Raw genomic sequence first — 15,106 nt, forward strand, 5'->3', positions numbered from 1 at the left:
AGCGATAGCCGTGGAGAGACGGGGCCATGGGAGCCGGACTTGCCGTTTTTTCGGAGAGAAATGTAGAAATGCAAATGAAGCTTTACAAAATCGATAAAAACAAGGGGTATCCTTTAGTCATTAAAATGACTGGGGATACCCCTTGTTTCATGGCCGTGCTTTTAGATCCAACCTTGCAAGCTACGCTGATCAGTTGCTCGTATACTTAATGAAATCGTAATCTGCGTATAAGGGGTTCGCGCCGTTATAAGCGCCGAGCCACCCGTCTACGCCCGTGCCGTTCCAGATGTTGGCGAAAATTTTGCCGGGGGTTGACGGCAGCGTGGACGGCGAACCCGTAACGGTATGCTTCAACACGCCGTCCACATACCATTTGATGGAATTCGCCTGCCAATCGAAGGCGTAGATATGATAGCCCTGCGAAGCGTCAAAGCCAAGATTGACGACTTGCTCATGGCCTCCGACGCCGTTCTTGAAGTAGTTGAACTGCACCTTCGTCGTATCCTTGCCCAGGAACTCGATGTCGATCTCGTCCCAAGGGTTCCCTTCGGAAGGGCCCGTGTAGGTGAAGAATGAGGAGACGATGCCGATATTTTTGGCCGGCTTCATGTTGACCTCGTAAAGTCCGTATCCTGAGGAGAACGTCGTTTTGTATTCCGCGCAGTCGAACGTGTTCCAAGCCGGGCTTGTCAGCGCGAGTCGCATTTGGCCGCTTCCGTTGAACGACACGTTGTTCGCGCGCCAAGTGCAATTGAACATGCCGCCGTTGGAATAGCCGTCCGATTTAGACCAGGTGCTGGCGTTGTAAGACGTGAGAGGCTCCCAAAAAACCGTTTGCGCATATGCCGAGGTGACAAGCACCGTCATGGATACCACGACGGTCAAACAGGCCAACCAGAACCTTTTAACGTTTTTCATCATTGCATTCCTCCTTGGAATGGTTTGGATTACAGTTCCATCATATCCGCGGAGGCGGGGACTCTAAATACCGTTATCGCTAGTTTTATAACGCTTTATTGACAGGTCGATTATTCTTTGACCGCTCCCAGGACGATGCCCTTGATAAAAAAACGCTGCAGCAACGGATAAATAACAAGGATGGGCAGCGAGCCGATGAAAATTTGCGCGGCGTTGACCGCTCTCTGCGATATATTTGCCAAATCCTCGGGCTTGACGTTAAGCTTGCTGAAGTCTTGCTTGACAATAATGGTCTGAAGGAACGTAGCCAAAGGGTACTCCCGGTAATCCGTCATGTAGATAAATCCGTCGAACCACGAGTTCCAATGTCCGACCAAGGTGAACAAGGACAAGGTAGCGAGCGCCGGCGCAGAGATCGGGATCATGACGCTCCACAGCGTCCGGTAATAGCCCGCGCCGTCGATGAAGGCCGCTTCTTCAAGCTCTTTGGAAATCGACCGGAAGAAATTCAGCAGCAAAATCATGTTATACACGGACACGGCTCCTGGAAGGATGAGCGCCCACAGCGAGTTGATGAGCCCGAGCTTCTGAACGACGAGATAGCTGGGAACCAGACCGCCGCTGAACAGCATCGTAAATACGAAAAACCAGATGTACACGTTTCGCGATTTGGAAAAAGTTTTGGATAGCGGGTAAGCGGCCAACACAATGATGGTCATCGAGACGAAAGTGCCGAGGAACGTCCGTTCGAACGCAACCCACAGCGCATGAATGAAGTTGGCGTTCAGCAGCGTAGTGCCGTAGGACTCCAGCGTGAAGTCGACGGGCCATAAGCCGACCAGATTCGCATTGGCCGCGGATCGCCCGCTCAGCGATACCGCAAGGATATGAATGAGCGGGAGGATGCAGAGTACGGATATCAATATTAACGCCAAGTAGTTGAAAGACGAGAATAATCGATACGATTTCGTTTTGTAGTACACGGCTGTCTCTCCTTAGAAAATCCGGTAATTGGCGAACCGATACGCGAGAAAATAAGAAATTACGATAACGACCATGCTGACCGCCGACTTGAACAAACCGACTGCCGTCGCGAAGCTGAGCTGTCCTTGCTCCAGGCCGAAGCGGTACACGAAAGTATCGACGATATCCCCTTTGTGATAGACCAGCGGATTGTACAGATTGAAAATTTGATCGAACCCGCCGTTCAGGATGTTGCCGAGCGCCAGCGTTCCCACGACGATGATAATCGGCAGAATCCCCGGAATGGTAACGTGCAGCGTTTGTTTCCATCGGCTTGCCCCGTCCAGCTCCGCCGCCTCGTACAGCGCAGGATTAATGCCTGCGAGCGATGCCAGATACACAATCGTGGCGAAGCCGAATTCCTTCCACACGTCCGACGTGATCACCGTGAAGCGAAACCAGTTGCCGTTCCCTAAAAAAAAGACGGGTTTGATGCCGAATAATTGGACGAGCACGTGATTCACGATGCCCGTAGGCGACAGCATATCGATCAGAATGCCGCCGAGGATTACCCAGGAGAGAAAGTGGGGGAGATAGACGAGCGTCTGCACCGTTCTCTTGAACGCGGATTTTCTAACCTCGTTGAGCAACAGAGCGAACGTAATGGGCACGATCATGCCGACAACGATTTTCATGCCCGCAATGACCAGCGTATTGAGGATTACTTGCCTGCTGTCGGGGTAGTCGAACAAATAATTGAAATTGTCGAAGCCCACCCATTCGGAATGCCGAATACCGAGCCAAGGCTTGTAGTTTTGGAACGCGATCACGATTCCGGCCATCGGGAGATAGGCGAAAATCAGCGTCAGAATCACAGCCGGCAGAAGCATGAGGTGAAGCGGCAGCTTGCTCTTTCGCGAAGATTGCCGCTTCGTCACGGTCATGCTGCGTTGCCCGGGTTCTAAGATGTTGTCAAAGCTCATTGATTTCTCTCCTTTAAGCTGTGCTATATTAATCTCACGAATTACAGGGTCCAAAGTAATTGTAGGGCGAGTCATCCGGGCGTTCTATACGGCTATCTAAAGAAACATACTGTTTTGTCTACTTCATTGAACGGGGAGACCGCCATGAAATTCAGACATTCGTTTTTTGCAAAGTTTTTGGTTGTTTTATTGGCGATTCTCATTCCTATCGTCGCCCTCTATACGTACTCCAACCGGCTAAGCGCCAAAATCGTGGAAGATAACATCGAGTCCTCCACCTTAAGCCGGCTCTCCTATCTGCTCAGCCAAATCGACTCCCGAATGAACCAGCTGAAGTTCAGCACGATGCTGCTGATTCAGGATAACGATATCCAGATGTTCAAGCATATCAACGACTTGTCCAAGTACGAACAAATCGCCTTGCGAGGGCGGATCATGCAGAAGCTGAATCTCCAAATCACGGGCAGCTCGTGGCCCTATGACATTACGCTATACTCCCCGATGAACGCCACCGCCGTTTCCGCCGACAGTCCGACAGGCCACGGTTTCGTTCTTGCGGACGATCGGCGTTTTGCCCAATGGGAATACGAGAATGGCCAATTTTCGTACGGTTTTTCGGACAGCTTGTCCGATCCGGGCAAGCTATTGCTGAAATTTGCATTCCCGAAAACCGACATCAGCCAAATGCTCGATCAGTTCAAGACCGCCGGCCAAGGCGATCCTTTCTTCTACTCCGCGTCGGGCGACGTTATCGTCAATAAATCTCAGAGTCTGGCCTCCGTTCATACCATTATCCAGGCGTTGCCGGGCGAAGTGCTCGGCGACCGCGGAAAGCTGAACGTCGATATTCACGGCAAGCAATACGTCGCGCACTATTCGAAGTCCGAAATTTCCAACTGGTACCTGATCGATTATGCGCCGGTGGAGGAAGTGCTCGAGCCGATCAACAAGAGCATGACGATGTTCTACATTACGCTCGGACTGTTGATCCTTCTGGCCGTTATTTCGGTTTACTACCTTTACATGAAAGTCCGGCTCCCGATCAAGGAGCTGCTCCAGCAGATGTTCAGGCTCAAACGGGGAGACTACAAGGCGAGAATCGTCAAGTCGTATCCGAACGAATTCGGCGTCATTTCGACGCGCTTCAACGAGATGAGCGAGCAAATCGGCCAGCTGATCGAGCAAGTTTACTTGCATGAAATAAGGTACCGGGACGCCGTGATGAAACAGCTTCAGTCGCAGATCAATCCTCATTTTCTGTACAACTGCTTCTACTTCATTACGAGCATGGCGAAGCTCGGCGAGAACGACGCCATCGTCGCCATGTCCGTGAATCTTGGAGATTATTACAGGTATACGACCCGCGTCGAGAATCAAATCGTGAGCCTCGAGGACGAGATTCGTCTCGTGAACAACTATTTGAGCATTCAGAAGCTGAGGATGAACCGAATGAATTACGAGCTCGATGTGCCCGCAGAGATGCTCGGCGTTCAGGTGCCCAGACTCCTCGTCCAGCCGATCGTAGAGAATGCCATCATCCACGGATTCGAAAAAATGCCCGGACAGGTCAAGCTGCGGGTAATCGGCACGATCGCAACCGACCGTTATACGCTATCCGTCGAGGACAATGGAGCCGGCATGACCGAGGGGGAGCTTGAAGCGCTGACCGCGAAGCTGGCGCGGCCGATGGATCTTTCGACAGGCTGCGGCTTATGGAACATCAACGAGCGGGTGAAGCATCATTTTGGCGAAGGCTCGGGAATCGATATCGTCAGAGGAAAAGAAGGCGGCGTGAAAGTATCGATGTATTGGCGCAGAAAGGCGTCGACCGGGGAGGAGAGCGGACATGTATAAATTGCTCATCGTGGACGACGAAGAATATATCGTCAGGAGCTTGGCGGAGACGGTGGCATGGGATGCGGCGGAGATTTCGCAGGTGTATACCGCTTTTTCCGGCGATGAAGCTTTGAGAATACTGGAGAAGCAGCCGATCGATCTCGTCATCTCGGACATTCGCATGCCGGGCATGAGCGGCCTGGAATTGATCGAGCGGGCGGGCAGGCAATGGCCCAAAATCAAGTTTCTGATTCTTACCGGCCATGCGGACTTCGAATACGCACAGCAGGCCATCAAGAACAAGGCGAACGATTTCTTGCTTAAGCCGCTGCACGACGAGACGCTGCTGCAGTCCGTGAAGCAAACGACGGCGCAGATCAAGCGGGAATGGGAGGAGATCAGCTCTTACCGGCGTGCGAACGCTACGCTGCGGGAAAATCTCCCCTACCTCCAGCAGCTTCTTCTCAGTCAACTCATTAACGGGAAAAAATTTTCGAATCCGTATTTGGTACAGCATTTGGAAACTTTGAACATTCCCATTGCTCCGGGCACGGAGTTTCAGACGCTGCTTGTTCGCAGAGACGACTACGGCAGCGCGGACGACTTCAACGCTTACTCGTTGCTGGAATTCGCGATAGGCAACATCGCCGAGGAGATGCTGAGCCCGGAGCATCGGCTTTGGAAATGCACGGACGTACACGATTACATCGTCTTCGCGATTTGGCCGCAGGATCCTAAGGAAGCCGCCGAGACGTGGAGCAGGAAGCTGGAGCTTATTGCGCAGCAGTTCCAGGAAAACTGCAAAACCTATTTGAAATTCAAGGTGTCCGTCGTTCTCGGTCCGCGCGGCGTGTTTCCGGCGGAAATCCCGGACGTGTATCAACAGTGTCTGGCCGCTATTCGGGAAAGAATAGGCGGATTGGAAGAGATGTTCATCGTTGTGGACGACGCCGATCCGCAGACACAGGTCGATTATTTATCCCGAATGTACGAGCCGCCTGCGCTGGTGCATTTGCTCGAAGCCGGCAATTGGGACGGCAGCGCGGATAAAATCAACGACATATTGGCGCAATTGGAAGACAACTGGGCGCATTCCGAAGAGCATTTGCTGGAAGCCGCGCATGCGTTCTCGGCGGCTTTCGCTTATATTTTCCACAAGCACGGCTACCTGCTGTCCGTCATGCTGGGGCAGGACTATTCGTTGTTCGCGAACCAGCAGCAGCTTAGAACGATCCAGCAATTGAAAGATTGGACGAGCCGTCTGCTGGACCTGCTCCGAAAAGAAACGGATCAAAAGCGCAAAAACACGCACAGCGCCCTCGTCCACAAAATTCACGACTATATCAAGGGGAACCTGGCGGAAGCATCGTTGCAGACGATCGCGGATCAGGTGTACTTGAATCCGGTTTATTTGTCGCGGGTGTACAAGGAGGAGACGGGCGAGGGGATCAGCGAATACGTCTCCCGGTTGAAAATGGATACGGCCGTCCATCTGTTAAGGAACAGCCATAAGAAAATTTACGAGATCGCGGAGGAAGTCGGGTATCAGAACGTGCCGCATTTCATCAAAATTTTCAAACGGCAGTACGGCATCACGCCTCAGGACTTTCGGGAAAAGTAAAATAATGGCGCATACCTGATGCGAAATCGACTAAGAGTAGAGAAAACAATATCAAACTAGAAATAGTGTTATATCTTCCGAATCCTCTTTGAAAGTACTATCGACGTGTAGGCAAAATTATTTCGGGGGGAACCATCATGGTCGGAAAAAAGATGGAAAAACGCAAGTTAATGTTATTTACATTGGCTTCGGCACTCGCATTGGCCCCAGTAGCCGGATGCGGCAACAATAACGAAGCGTCTCCGTCGAAGGCGACTGAGACGACAGCCAACGGTTCGGCGCCGCAGGAATCCCAGCAAGCGACGGGAGCGGACGGAGGCAAGTTCGATCCGCCGGTTACGATTACGACCGTCCGCTCCATTCCGAGCGACGTCAAATTCAAGAACGGCGAAACGGTAGAGGATAACGTCCATACCCGCTGGACGAAGGACAAGTTCGGCATCAATTTGAAATATTTGTGGACCGTAAGCGGACCGAACGAGACGTTCGAGACGAAGCTGAGGCTGTCGCTGTCTTCCGGCGAAAAGTTCCCGGATATCGTAACCTTCCGCGGCAACGAGACGCTGATCAACGACTTGATCGATTCCGGCAAATTCCAGGACGCAGGGGCGCTGTTCGACAAGTACGCTTCCGACACCTGGAAAGCGGCCATGAACGAAGACCCGACCGTATGGTACGCCTATACGCGCGATAAAAAACGGATCGGCATTCCGATTCTGGACTATGCCCAGAACGGAGATCCGGTCATGTGGATCCGCGAAGACTGGTTGAAAAAGCTGAATCTGAAGGCGCCGACTACGATCGCCGAGCTGGAGCAGGTGCTGGACGCATTCACGAACCAGGACCCGGACGGCAACAACAAGAAGGATACTTACGGTTTGGCGCTCGGATTGAAAAACGCCTATATGACCTGGATGTCCGACGCGGGCTGGGTATTCGGAGCGTTCGGCACGATGCCGAACCAGTGGAACAAAATGCCCGACGGCACGCTGGCGCACGGCTCGGTTCAGCCGGAAACGAAAGAAGGCCTTAGAACGCTTGCGAGCTGGATGAGCAAAGGCTACCTTTCCGAAGAAGCGGCTCTAACCGACGAAGTCAAGGCTGCGGAGCTCTTCACTTCCGGCAAAGCCGGCATCATCGTAGGCCCGCACTGGATGCCGTCCTGGCCGCTGGAGGACGTCAAGGCGAACGTTCCGGGCGCGGAATACAAAGCTTATCCGATCCCGACTGGACCTGACGGCAAAGCGGGACGCCACGGTACGCTCAGCTATAACGGCGTCATCCTTATCAATAAAGACATGGAGCATCCGGAAGCGTTCTTTAAATATCAGAATTATCTGTTCGATCATTTCGCCAACCCCGAAGTCGGCGGCGAATTCGAGAACGGGATGTACGAAGGTTACGACTATGCGACGGTTGACGGCAAAATCGTACGCGACGACACGATTCCCGGCGGCAAAGTAAATCCGGAGAAATACACGCTTACGTTCGACGGAGCACGCATCCCTTCGTTAATGCTGGGAGCGCTGGCCAAGCTTGCAGACGGGGCGACGCCCGCAACGCCGTTCGAGAAGAACCTCGCGGAATCCACTCCGAAAACCATCCTGGAAGCCGCCAAAATCGTCGAAGACCAGAAGGACATCACGATGCCTCAAATGTTCACCGGACCTTTGACGAAAACGATGACAAGCAAGAACGAACTGCTGAAGAAGCTTGAAGCGGAAGCGTTCAACCGGATTTTGTACGGCCAGGATTCGATCGACTCTTTTGATAAGTTCGTTCAGAAATGGAAAGAGGCTGGCGGCGATGCCATTACGACGGAAGTTAACGAATGGTATAAATCGGTGAGCGGCAAGTAAACGGCGGCTCGAAGGAAGGAGGAGAAATCCTCCTCCTTCTTTTCATGGATGCGTAAGCGCTTTCCCCATCTGTACAGTCAGGCTATCAGGGAGGTAAAACGAGTGATTAGAAAAGCTGGAGCGCTACTGCTTGCGATTTCCTTGCTGTCCACGGGCTTGGGTACCGGAGGAGCGGCATTGGCGGCGCAGGACGAAGGTAAAGCTTCTTTCCAGGATATTAAAGGGCATTGGGCGGAAGCCGCGATTGCCGAACTGGCTCACGCGGGCGTATTGAAGGGCTACGAGAACGGAACCTTCCGTCCGGATCAACCGGTCACCCGCGCCGAATGGATCGCGCAGCTATGGCGCGTGATGGGATGGAAATCCGGTTCCGGCTCGGCGAAATTCAAGGACGTAAAACAAGGCGCGTGGTATGCCGATGCCGTCAACGCGGCGGCGCAAGCGGGAATCGCGGAAGGGTTCGCGGACGGTTCGTTCCGTCCGGACCGGGCGGTGACGCGAGAGGAAGCGGCGGTTCTGCTGGAAAGAGCTTTTCTGTCCGAAGACGGCGCGGGCGAGAGCAAGGACTCGAACGTGTTCAAGGATAGCGGAGATATTGCGGAATATGCGGCGAAACCGATTAGCGCCATGCAGGCGGAGGGCGTCATCGCGGGTTATCCGGACGGCACGTTCCGTCCTAAACGGAACGTAACCCGCGCGGAAGGCTCCGCTATGCTGCACGAGCTGACGGGGCACTTGTACGCCGCCGCAGGACAATATAACGAAGCCAGTACGATGGAGCGCGCGACGGTGACTGCTTCGGGGGTAAGCTTGAACGGCCCCGAGATTACCAAAAGCCTGCGGCTGACGGCAGGAATCGGTGAAGGAGACGTCACGCTCTCCGAAGTGCGCGCGAGCGGGAAGCTGCTCATTAACGGCGGCGGAAAAAATAGCGTGCACGTAAAGGACAGCCAGCTGGGCGACGTGGTTATCGACAAGGAAGGAGAACCGGTCCGTCTTGTGTTGGAGGGACAATCCAGCGTGGAGCGAATTACGGCGAATACTTCTGCAATTGTGGAAGCATCCGGCGATTCCGGCCTTAAAGCGCGAATTGTGGCTTCCGGAAAGCCGGATTCGGCGGGGCCTGCGGAATTGACGTTGATCGGCCGATTCGGCGACGTCGTCATAACCGGAGGCGGCTGGCGGATCACCATCGGGAAAGGCTCGGAGATCGCCAAGCTCACCGTTCAAGCGGACGGCGTAATCATCAATAATCAGCCCGTGGCGGCCGGCAAGCAGGTGCGAATCGCGGCCGACGGAACCGTTAGCGAGGCGACGCCGCCCAATCATGGTTCGGGCTCCGTTCCGACTGGCGGCAACGGTCAAACGCAGCGGCAATGGTCGATGATCTGGAACGACGAATTCGACGGAACGGACATCGATGCGTCCAAATGGAATTTCGTCGAAGGTGGCGGCGGATTCGGCAACGAGGAACTGCAGCGGTATACGAACCGCTCGGAAAACGCAAGAGTCGAGGACGGCAACCTCATCATAGAGGCTCGCAAGGAAATCGGCGGTGGAGAACCGTATTCGTCCGCCAAGTTAACGACGCAAGGCAAAGGAGACTGGACGTACGGAAAGATCGAGGTACGCGCCAAGCTGCCGGACGGGAAGGGCATGTGGCCGGCGATATGGATGATGCCTTCCGACGACAGCCTTTACGGCAACTGGCCAAGCTCGGGCGAGATCGACATTATGGAGATGCTCGGTCACGAGCCGAACAAGGTGTACGGCACACTTCATTTCGGCAACCCTCATGCGCAGTCGCAGCAAGCGTATACACTGCCTGCCGGTCAGTCTTTCGCGGACGATTATCATGTCTTTACCCTTGAATGGGAGCCGGGTGAAATCAGACACTACGTAGATGGCATCCCATTTTCCCGCATGAACGATTGGTATGCCAAAGTCGACGGCCAGGCTTCCGAGTACACGTATCCTGCGCCTTTCGACCGCGATTTTTTTCTTCAGCTCAACTTGGCCGTCGGCGGCAGTTGGCCGGGCAATCCGGACGGGGCGGTCGAATTTCCGAAACGGATGGCGGTCGACTATGTTCGTGTCTATCAGCTCGACGGGCCTTATCGCGAACCGGGCGAACCTCAACCGCTGCGTGCGCCGGACGGGGCAGGCAACTATATCGTAAACGGAGATTTCAGCGCCGGAAGCGCTCCTTGGGTGTTCCAGCCGTTCGCTCCGCCGACCGATTTGTTCGGGGGCGAGGCCGAATCTGCGATCGATAACGGCTCCGCGCGTACGACGATTACCAACGAAGGGCGCGAAACCTACGCGGTTCAGTTTGTTCAGACCGATATCCCGCTGCTGAAAGGGGCGACGTACGAGCTTTCGTTCGATGCCTGGTCCGATACGGACAGGACGATGGTCGCCTCGATGTCGGGACCGAATCACAATTACGTGCGATATATGGCGGATCAAACCGTATCGCTTGGCGATCGTCCGCGATCCTTTGCCTATACGTTCGTCATGAACGAAAATACGGATCGCAACGGCCGCGTCGAATTCAATCTGGGCAAGGCGGGGACGGCGCCGGTCTGGATCGATAATGTCAAGCTTGTCAAAATTGCCGAGCCTGACCCGAATCCGCCGAAGACGATGCTGCCCGACGGCAACCTCGTGTATAACGGAACGTTTGACCAGGGCAGCGGCCGCATGGCCTTCTGGAAGCTGGAGAGCGCCGGCGGGGCGGCCGCGACGGCTTCGGTGTCTAACGAAAAGCGCGCCGGACGGATCGTACGCGAACTGAGCGTTCATGCAAGCAATGGCGGAGCGCTCCCGACGGACGTCAAGCTATCGCAGGATCAGCTCCAGTTGGAGAAGGACGTCCTGTACAGCTTGCAGTTCGAAGCGCGTGCGGATCAGGGAAGAAGCATCGCAGTAGAACTCGGAACTTCCGGCTCCGCCGTTTCGTTCGAGGACGGTGCCGGCGTTTCATTAACGACTGAAATGATTCATTACGAAAAAGACTTTACGCTTGCCGAGCCGATGAGCGGCGCCAAGCTCTCCTTCCTTCTCGGAAGCGGTCTTGGAACCGTGACCCTGGATAACGTTAAGCTGGTGAAGCGCGGCGCCCCGCATACGTTGAACGGGTATCTCAAGATGGAGTCCGATCAATACTGGGGAATGAACGGCATTCAAGTTGGCGGAGACGGCGTTGTCGGCTATCTGGACGAAGGCGACAGCATCGAATATAAATTGCGGGTCGCGCGCGCCGGACTATACCGCGTGTCGGCTCGGGTCGCCAGCGAGTCGCCGAGTTCATATCTCCGGTATACGCTTCTGAACGCCGACCGGGAAGTCGTGAGCACGGGGACGACGGAGGTAGGCAGCACCGGAGGCTGGGGAACTTTCCGGACTATCTATCCGGCATCACTGGACCTCGGCGAAGGAACGTACTATTTTGTGCTGGCGGGAGACAAATACAATTCGGACTGGTTTGAATGGATGCCCGAGCTGCTGGGGAACGGGGATTTCGGACAGGGCCTGAACGGTTGGACGTTGTTCAAAGCGGACGGCGTATCGGTTGTCCAAGCGACGTACGCGGACGTTCAGGACGGAGCGCTTCGCGTCGAGCTGTCGGACCCGGGCTCGGAGGAATGGCATGTTCAGTTGAAGCAGAATCCGCTGCGTATCGAGCAAGGCAAGAAGTACCGTCTGCGGTTCGACGCATCGTCTTCCGTCGCCCGGGACATCAGGGCGCTCATTCAGGAGGACGGGGGCAGCTATAGAACGTACAACGGCGGAGATGCGGATACATTGTTCCATCTGACATCGGAGCCGCAAACGTTCGAGCGGACGTTCGCGATGACCGAAGCGTCCGATCCGAATGCCGTGCTCGCGTTCTCCCTGGGGAAAATCGGCGACATTGCCGGATCGCATGCCGTTACGCTGAGCCATGTTAGCCTTACCGAAGCGGGACCGGCCGTGTCGGAGCCGGAACAGCCGTTGAACGTCAACCTGCTGACGAACGGCGACCTGTCCCAGGGCATCGGAAATTGGCTGTCCTACTCGCCTGATCCGGCCCAGCTTTCCATTGCGGCGATTAACGGCAAGCTTCGCATTAATTTGGGCGATCCGGGCGCCAATCCATGGGACCGGCAGGTGTTCCTGCCGAACGTCAAATACGTGCAGGGCTATACGTATACGCTGAAATTCAAAGCGAAGACGAGTGTTACGCCTCGCAAAATGAACGTGAACTTCGGATGGCTGGACGAGCCGGCGGGTTACGTATGGAACGGATACGACGGCCGTCCGGTCGATCTGACGACGGAAGAGCAGCAGTACGAGATTACGTTCGCGGTCGTTAATCCGGGCACTTCCATCGGCCGAATCAGCTTCGATCTGGGGAACATTCCGGATGGCGCGGCCGGCGGACTAACGGTGGACCTGGACGACTTCGAATTAATCAATAACGGTCCGATCGCTCCTTAATAAGCGCATGGCTTGACGTCGCCGCGAGCGCAGGACGAACAGGAAAACTGCGAATGCAGCCCGTATCCTTCCGAGGGTACGGGCTGCATTCTGCTGTGCGCCCGGCACCCCGGCCGTTGGGCTTGACTTCATGCATGGGGCGCGGCGAAGCGCCCTTTCTTGCGTTTTCGCATCCGTGTGCAGACCTCCGCCAGCCTCTCCTTCGTTCCTCTACCGGGCATGGGCTTGCAGCGCCGGGAGAGAAGAAGGCCCCCCTGATACCGAGGGAATTGGCGGCCCGCCTCGGTCTGGAGACCGAGCGCTTCGGACTGCCGGAGACCGAAGCGCGTTGGCGTGACAGGCGATAAAATAAGACTGGGAGACAGCAATTGCCGCATTTACAACGTAACAGTGTTATGTTACATTGTAATCATGAGGTGAGGAACATGGAGCGTGAATTGATATCCAAAAAGGATTTGCTGGAGCTCACCGGCATCTCTTACGGCCAGCTGTACCGCTGGAAGCGCAAGCAGCTCATACCGGAGGATTGGTTTATTCGCAAGTCCACATTTACGGGGCAGGAGACGTTTTTCCCGAAAGATCTGATTCTGGCGCGGATCGACCGGATTGTGAACATGAAAGAAGATCTGTCGCTGGATGAGCTGGCGGGCAAGCTGTCTCCTTATCAGGTGGACCTCGTATTGTCCAACCGGGAGCTAAATGAACGTAACATTGTTTCGGAAATGGTCGTTCATCGGTTCAGCACGCCAGAGCAGCGGAGCGGACAGGAAGCATATTCCTTTCAACAGCTGTTGTACTTGTTCGTGTCGGATCAATTGCTGTCGGCGGGAGAGATCAGCCTCGAGGAGTGCGAGCTGCTGATGGAGACGCTGCGGAGCCATTTTCCGCGTTATGAGGGCAGACCGTGCGAGCTGCTGTTCACGCGCAAGATGGGAGTGTCGATGTTCGCGCTCGCGGCGTCGCCCGCGGAGCTGTACTTCGATCCGGGCGTGAAGGTCGTCGCCAGGCTGCAGCTGACGGAGATGGCGGAGCAGCTGCGAAGCAAGCTGCATTAATCGGAGGAGGAGATTCGCGATGGCAAACGATACGATCGGCGATCTGAAGATGGATGGTATCGGCACGGCGGCGGGCGGCGTGTACAGACTGGTGAACTTGAACGGGGTCTGCAAGGTAGCTGCCGATGTGGAAGCGCAGGTATTCGATGCGGACGGCCAAATACGTGTGAACGGGCATCTCACGGCAGGCGAGCTGGATCTCGACGGCACGATGAGAGTGAGCGGGACGCTTCACGCGGAGCGGGCCTTCGTCGACGGCATGGCGACGATCGAGCAATCGTACGCCGGGCAGCAGCTTCAATTGAACGGCATGCTGAGCGCCGGCGGGGATTGCGAGCTCGACCTGCTCGAGGGCGAAGGCGTGTTCAAGATTCGCGGGCTGCTGAATGCGGGATCGATCAAGTTCAGACTGCAGGGGCGATCGTCCGCCCGGGAGATCGGATGCGAGACGATCCGTGTCGGCAGAGGACGGACGGGCGTCTGGCGCGCGCTGTGGCAGTGGGTGCTGCCGAGCTTCACGCCGGAGCTGAAGGCAGGCGTGATCGAGGGCGACGATGTCGAGCTGGAGTATGCGTCAGTGGGCATCGTGCGGGGGGATCGGGTGACGATCGGCCGTGGCTGCGACATCGGCCGCGTGGAGTATCGGACCGGTCTGCGCAAGCATCCGACGGCGCGTATCGGAGAGGAGGCGAAGCTGAATGGCTGACAAGGAGAGACCTGATCTGAAAATGGTCGGCACGACCTCCTCGAATGGCGGCGTCTTCGGACAGGTGAAGATCACGGGCGAATGCGAAATTCGCGGCAATCTGGATTGCGAAAGGCTGACATGCACGGGCGAAGTCGTCGTGCGCGGACAGTTGACGGTGTCGGCATTGAAGATGACCGGCGTGTGCGAAGTGGAGTCGGGCTTCCATAGCGGCGAGATCCGGGGCGCGGGCGAAGTTAAAGCGCAGGGCAGCCTGCGCAGCGAAAAGGTGAAGTTCCAGGGGCAGCTTGCCGCCCGAGGCGATGTGGAGCTGGGGACGGCCGAGCTGCGCGGCGCGATCGTATGCGAAGGGCTGCTGAGCGCCGAGCGGCTGGAGCTCAGCCTCTTCGGACCGAGCGCCGTGCACGAGCTTGGCGGCGGTCGTCTGCGCGTGAGGCGAAGCCGGCTCGGTGCGCTTAAAAGCCTCGCAACGCCCGGGGCAGCCGCCTCGCTGAAGGCGGCGCTGATCGAGGGGGACGATGTCGAGCTGCAGCATACCGAGGCAGAGCTTGTGCGCGGCGGCGACGTCGTCATCGGCCCGGGCTGCAACATCGGGCGTGTCGAATACCGGCGTGAGCTGCGGGTGGACGCAAGCTCGTCGGTCGGGGAGCGCGTACGAATCTAAACGGATACGGATGAGGAGG

Annotated in this window: 10 protein-coding genes; 7 read left to right on the forward strand and 3 right to left on the reverse strand. The window is 55.9% G+C overall.

Annotated elements, in window-relative coordinates; translation table 11 throughout:
* Positions 1-189: 189 nt before the first annotated feature.
* From bglS to VQ071_RS21820, 3 genes are all read right to left on the reverse strand, one after another.
* Positions 190-921: a beta-glucanase gene (gene bglS, locus VQ071_RS21810; RefSeq protein WP_340516346.1), complete on the reverse strand. Its 732-nt coding sequence runs from the start codon at positions 919-921 to the stop codon at positions 190-192.
* Between the two features lie 107 nt (positions 922-1,028).
* Entirely contained in the window at positions 1,029-1,901 is an 873-nt protein-coding gene (locus tag VQ071_RS21815; RefSeq protein WP_340516347.1) for a carbohydrate ABC transporter permease, read from the reverse strand.
* Between the two features lie 12 nt (positions 1,902-1,913).
* Entirely contained in the window at positions 1,914-2,825 is a 912-nt protein-coding gene (locus VQ071_RS21820) for an ABC transporter permease (RefSeq protein ID WP_340516459.1), read from the reverse strand.
* Positions 2,826-3,008: 183 nt separating this feature from the next.
* Here VQ071_RS21820 and VQ071_RS21825 point away from each other — a divergent pair, with 183 nt between their 5' ends.
* The 7 genes from VQ071_RS21825 (at position 3,009) to VQ071_RS21855 (ending at position 15,087) form a co-directional block, all read left to right on the forward strand.
* Complete coding sequence (locus tag VQ071_RS21825; RefSeq protein WP_340516348.1) at positions 3,009-4,718, forward strand: sensor histidine kinase; 1,710 nt, start codon at positions 3,009-3,011, stop codon at positions 4,716-4,718.
* The gene (locus tag VQ071_RS21830) at positions 4,711-6,321 is read left to right on the forward strand and encodes a response regulator (protein ID WP_340516349.1); all 1,611 of its coding nucleotides are present in this window, start codon (positions 4,711-4,713) and stop codon (positions 6,319-6,321) included. The genes VQ071_RS21825 and VQ071_RS21830 overlap by 8 nt, the downstream gene beginning before the upstream one ends.
* A gap of 137 nt (positions 6,322-6,458) precedes the next feature.
* Positions 6,459-8,180 carry an extracellular solute-binding protein gene (locus tag VQ071_RS21835; protein WP_340516350.1) on the forward strand — a complete coding sequence of 574 codons (1,722 nt, stop codon included), beginning with the start codon at positions 6,459-6,461 and terminating at the stop codon, positions 8,178-8,180.
* 102 nt (positions 8,181-8,282) lie between these two features.
* Positions 8,283-12,662, forward strand: a complete 4,380-nt coding sequence (locus tag VQ071_RS21840; protein WP_340516351.1) for a carbohydrate binding domain-containing protein — start codon at positions 8,283-8,285, stop codon at positions 12,660-12,662.
* A gap of 425 nt (positions 12,663-13,087) precedes the next feature.
* Positions 13,088-13,717 (forward strand): YhbD family protein, encoded by a 630-nt coding sequence (locus VQ071_RS21845; RefSeq protein WP_340516352.1) that lies wholly within the window; start codon positions 13,088-13,090, stop codon positions 13,715-13,717.
* A gap of 19 nt (positions 13,718-13,736) precedes the next feature.
* Positions 13,737-14,423 (forward strand): hypothetical protein, encoded by a 687-nt coding sequence (locus VQ071_RS21850; protein WP_340516353.1) that lies wholly within the window; start codon positions 13,737-13,739, stop codon positions 14,421-14,423.
* Positions 14,416-15,087, forward strand: a complete 672-nt coding sequence (locus VQ071_RS21855; protein ID WP_340516354.1) for a hypothetical protein — start codon at positions 14,416-14,418, stop codon at positions 15,085-15,087. Before VQ071_RS21850 ends, VQ071_RS21855 begins: the two co-directional genes overlap by 8 nt.
* Positions 15,088-15,106: the final 19 nt, after the last annotated feature.

The sequence above is a fragment of the Cohnella sp. 56 genome, from assembly GCF_037963805.1.
GTDB lineage: Bacteria > Bacillota > Bacilli > Paenibacillales > Paenibacillaceae > Cohnella.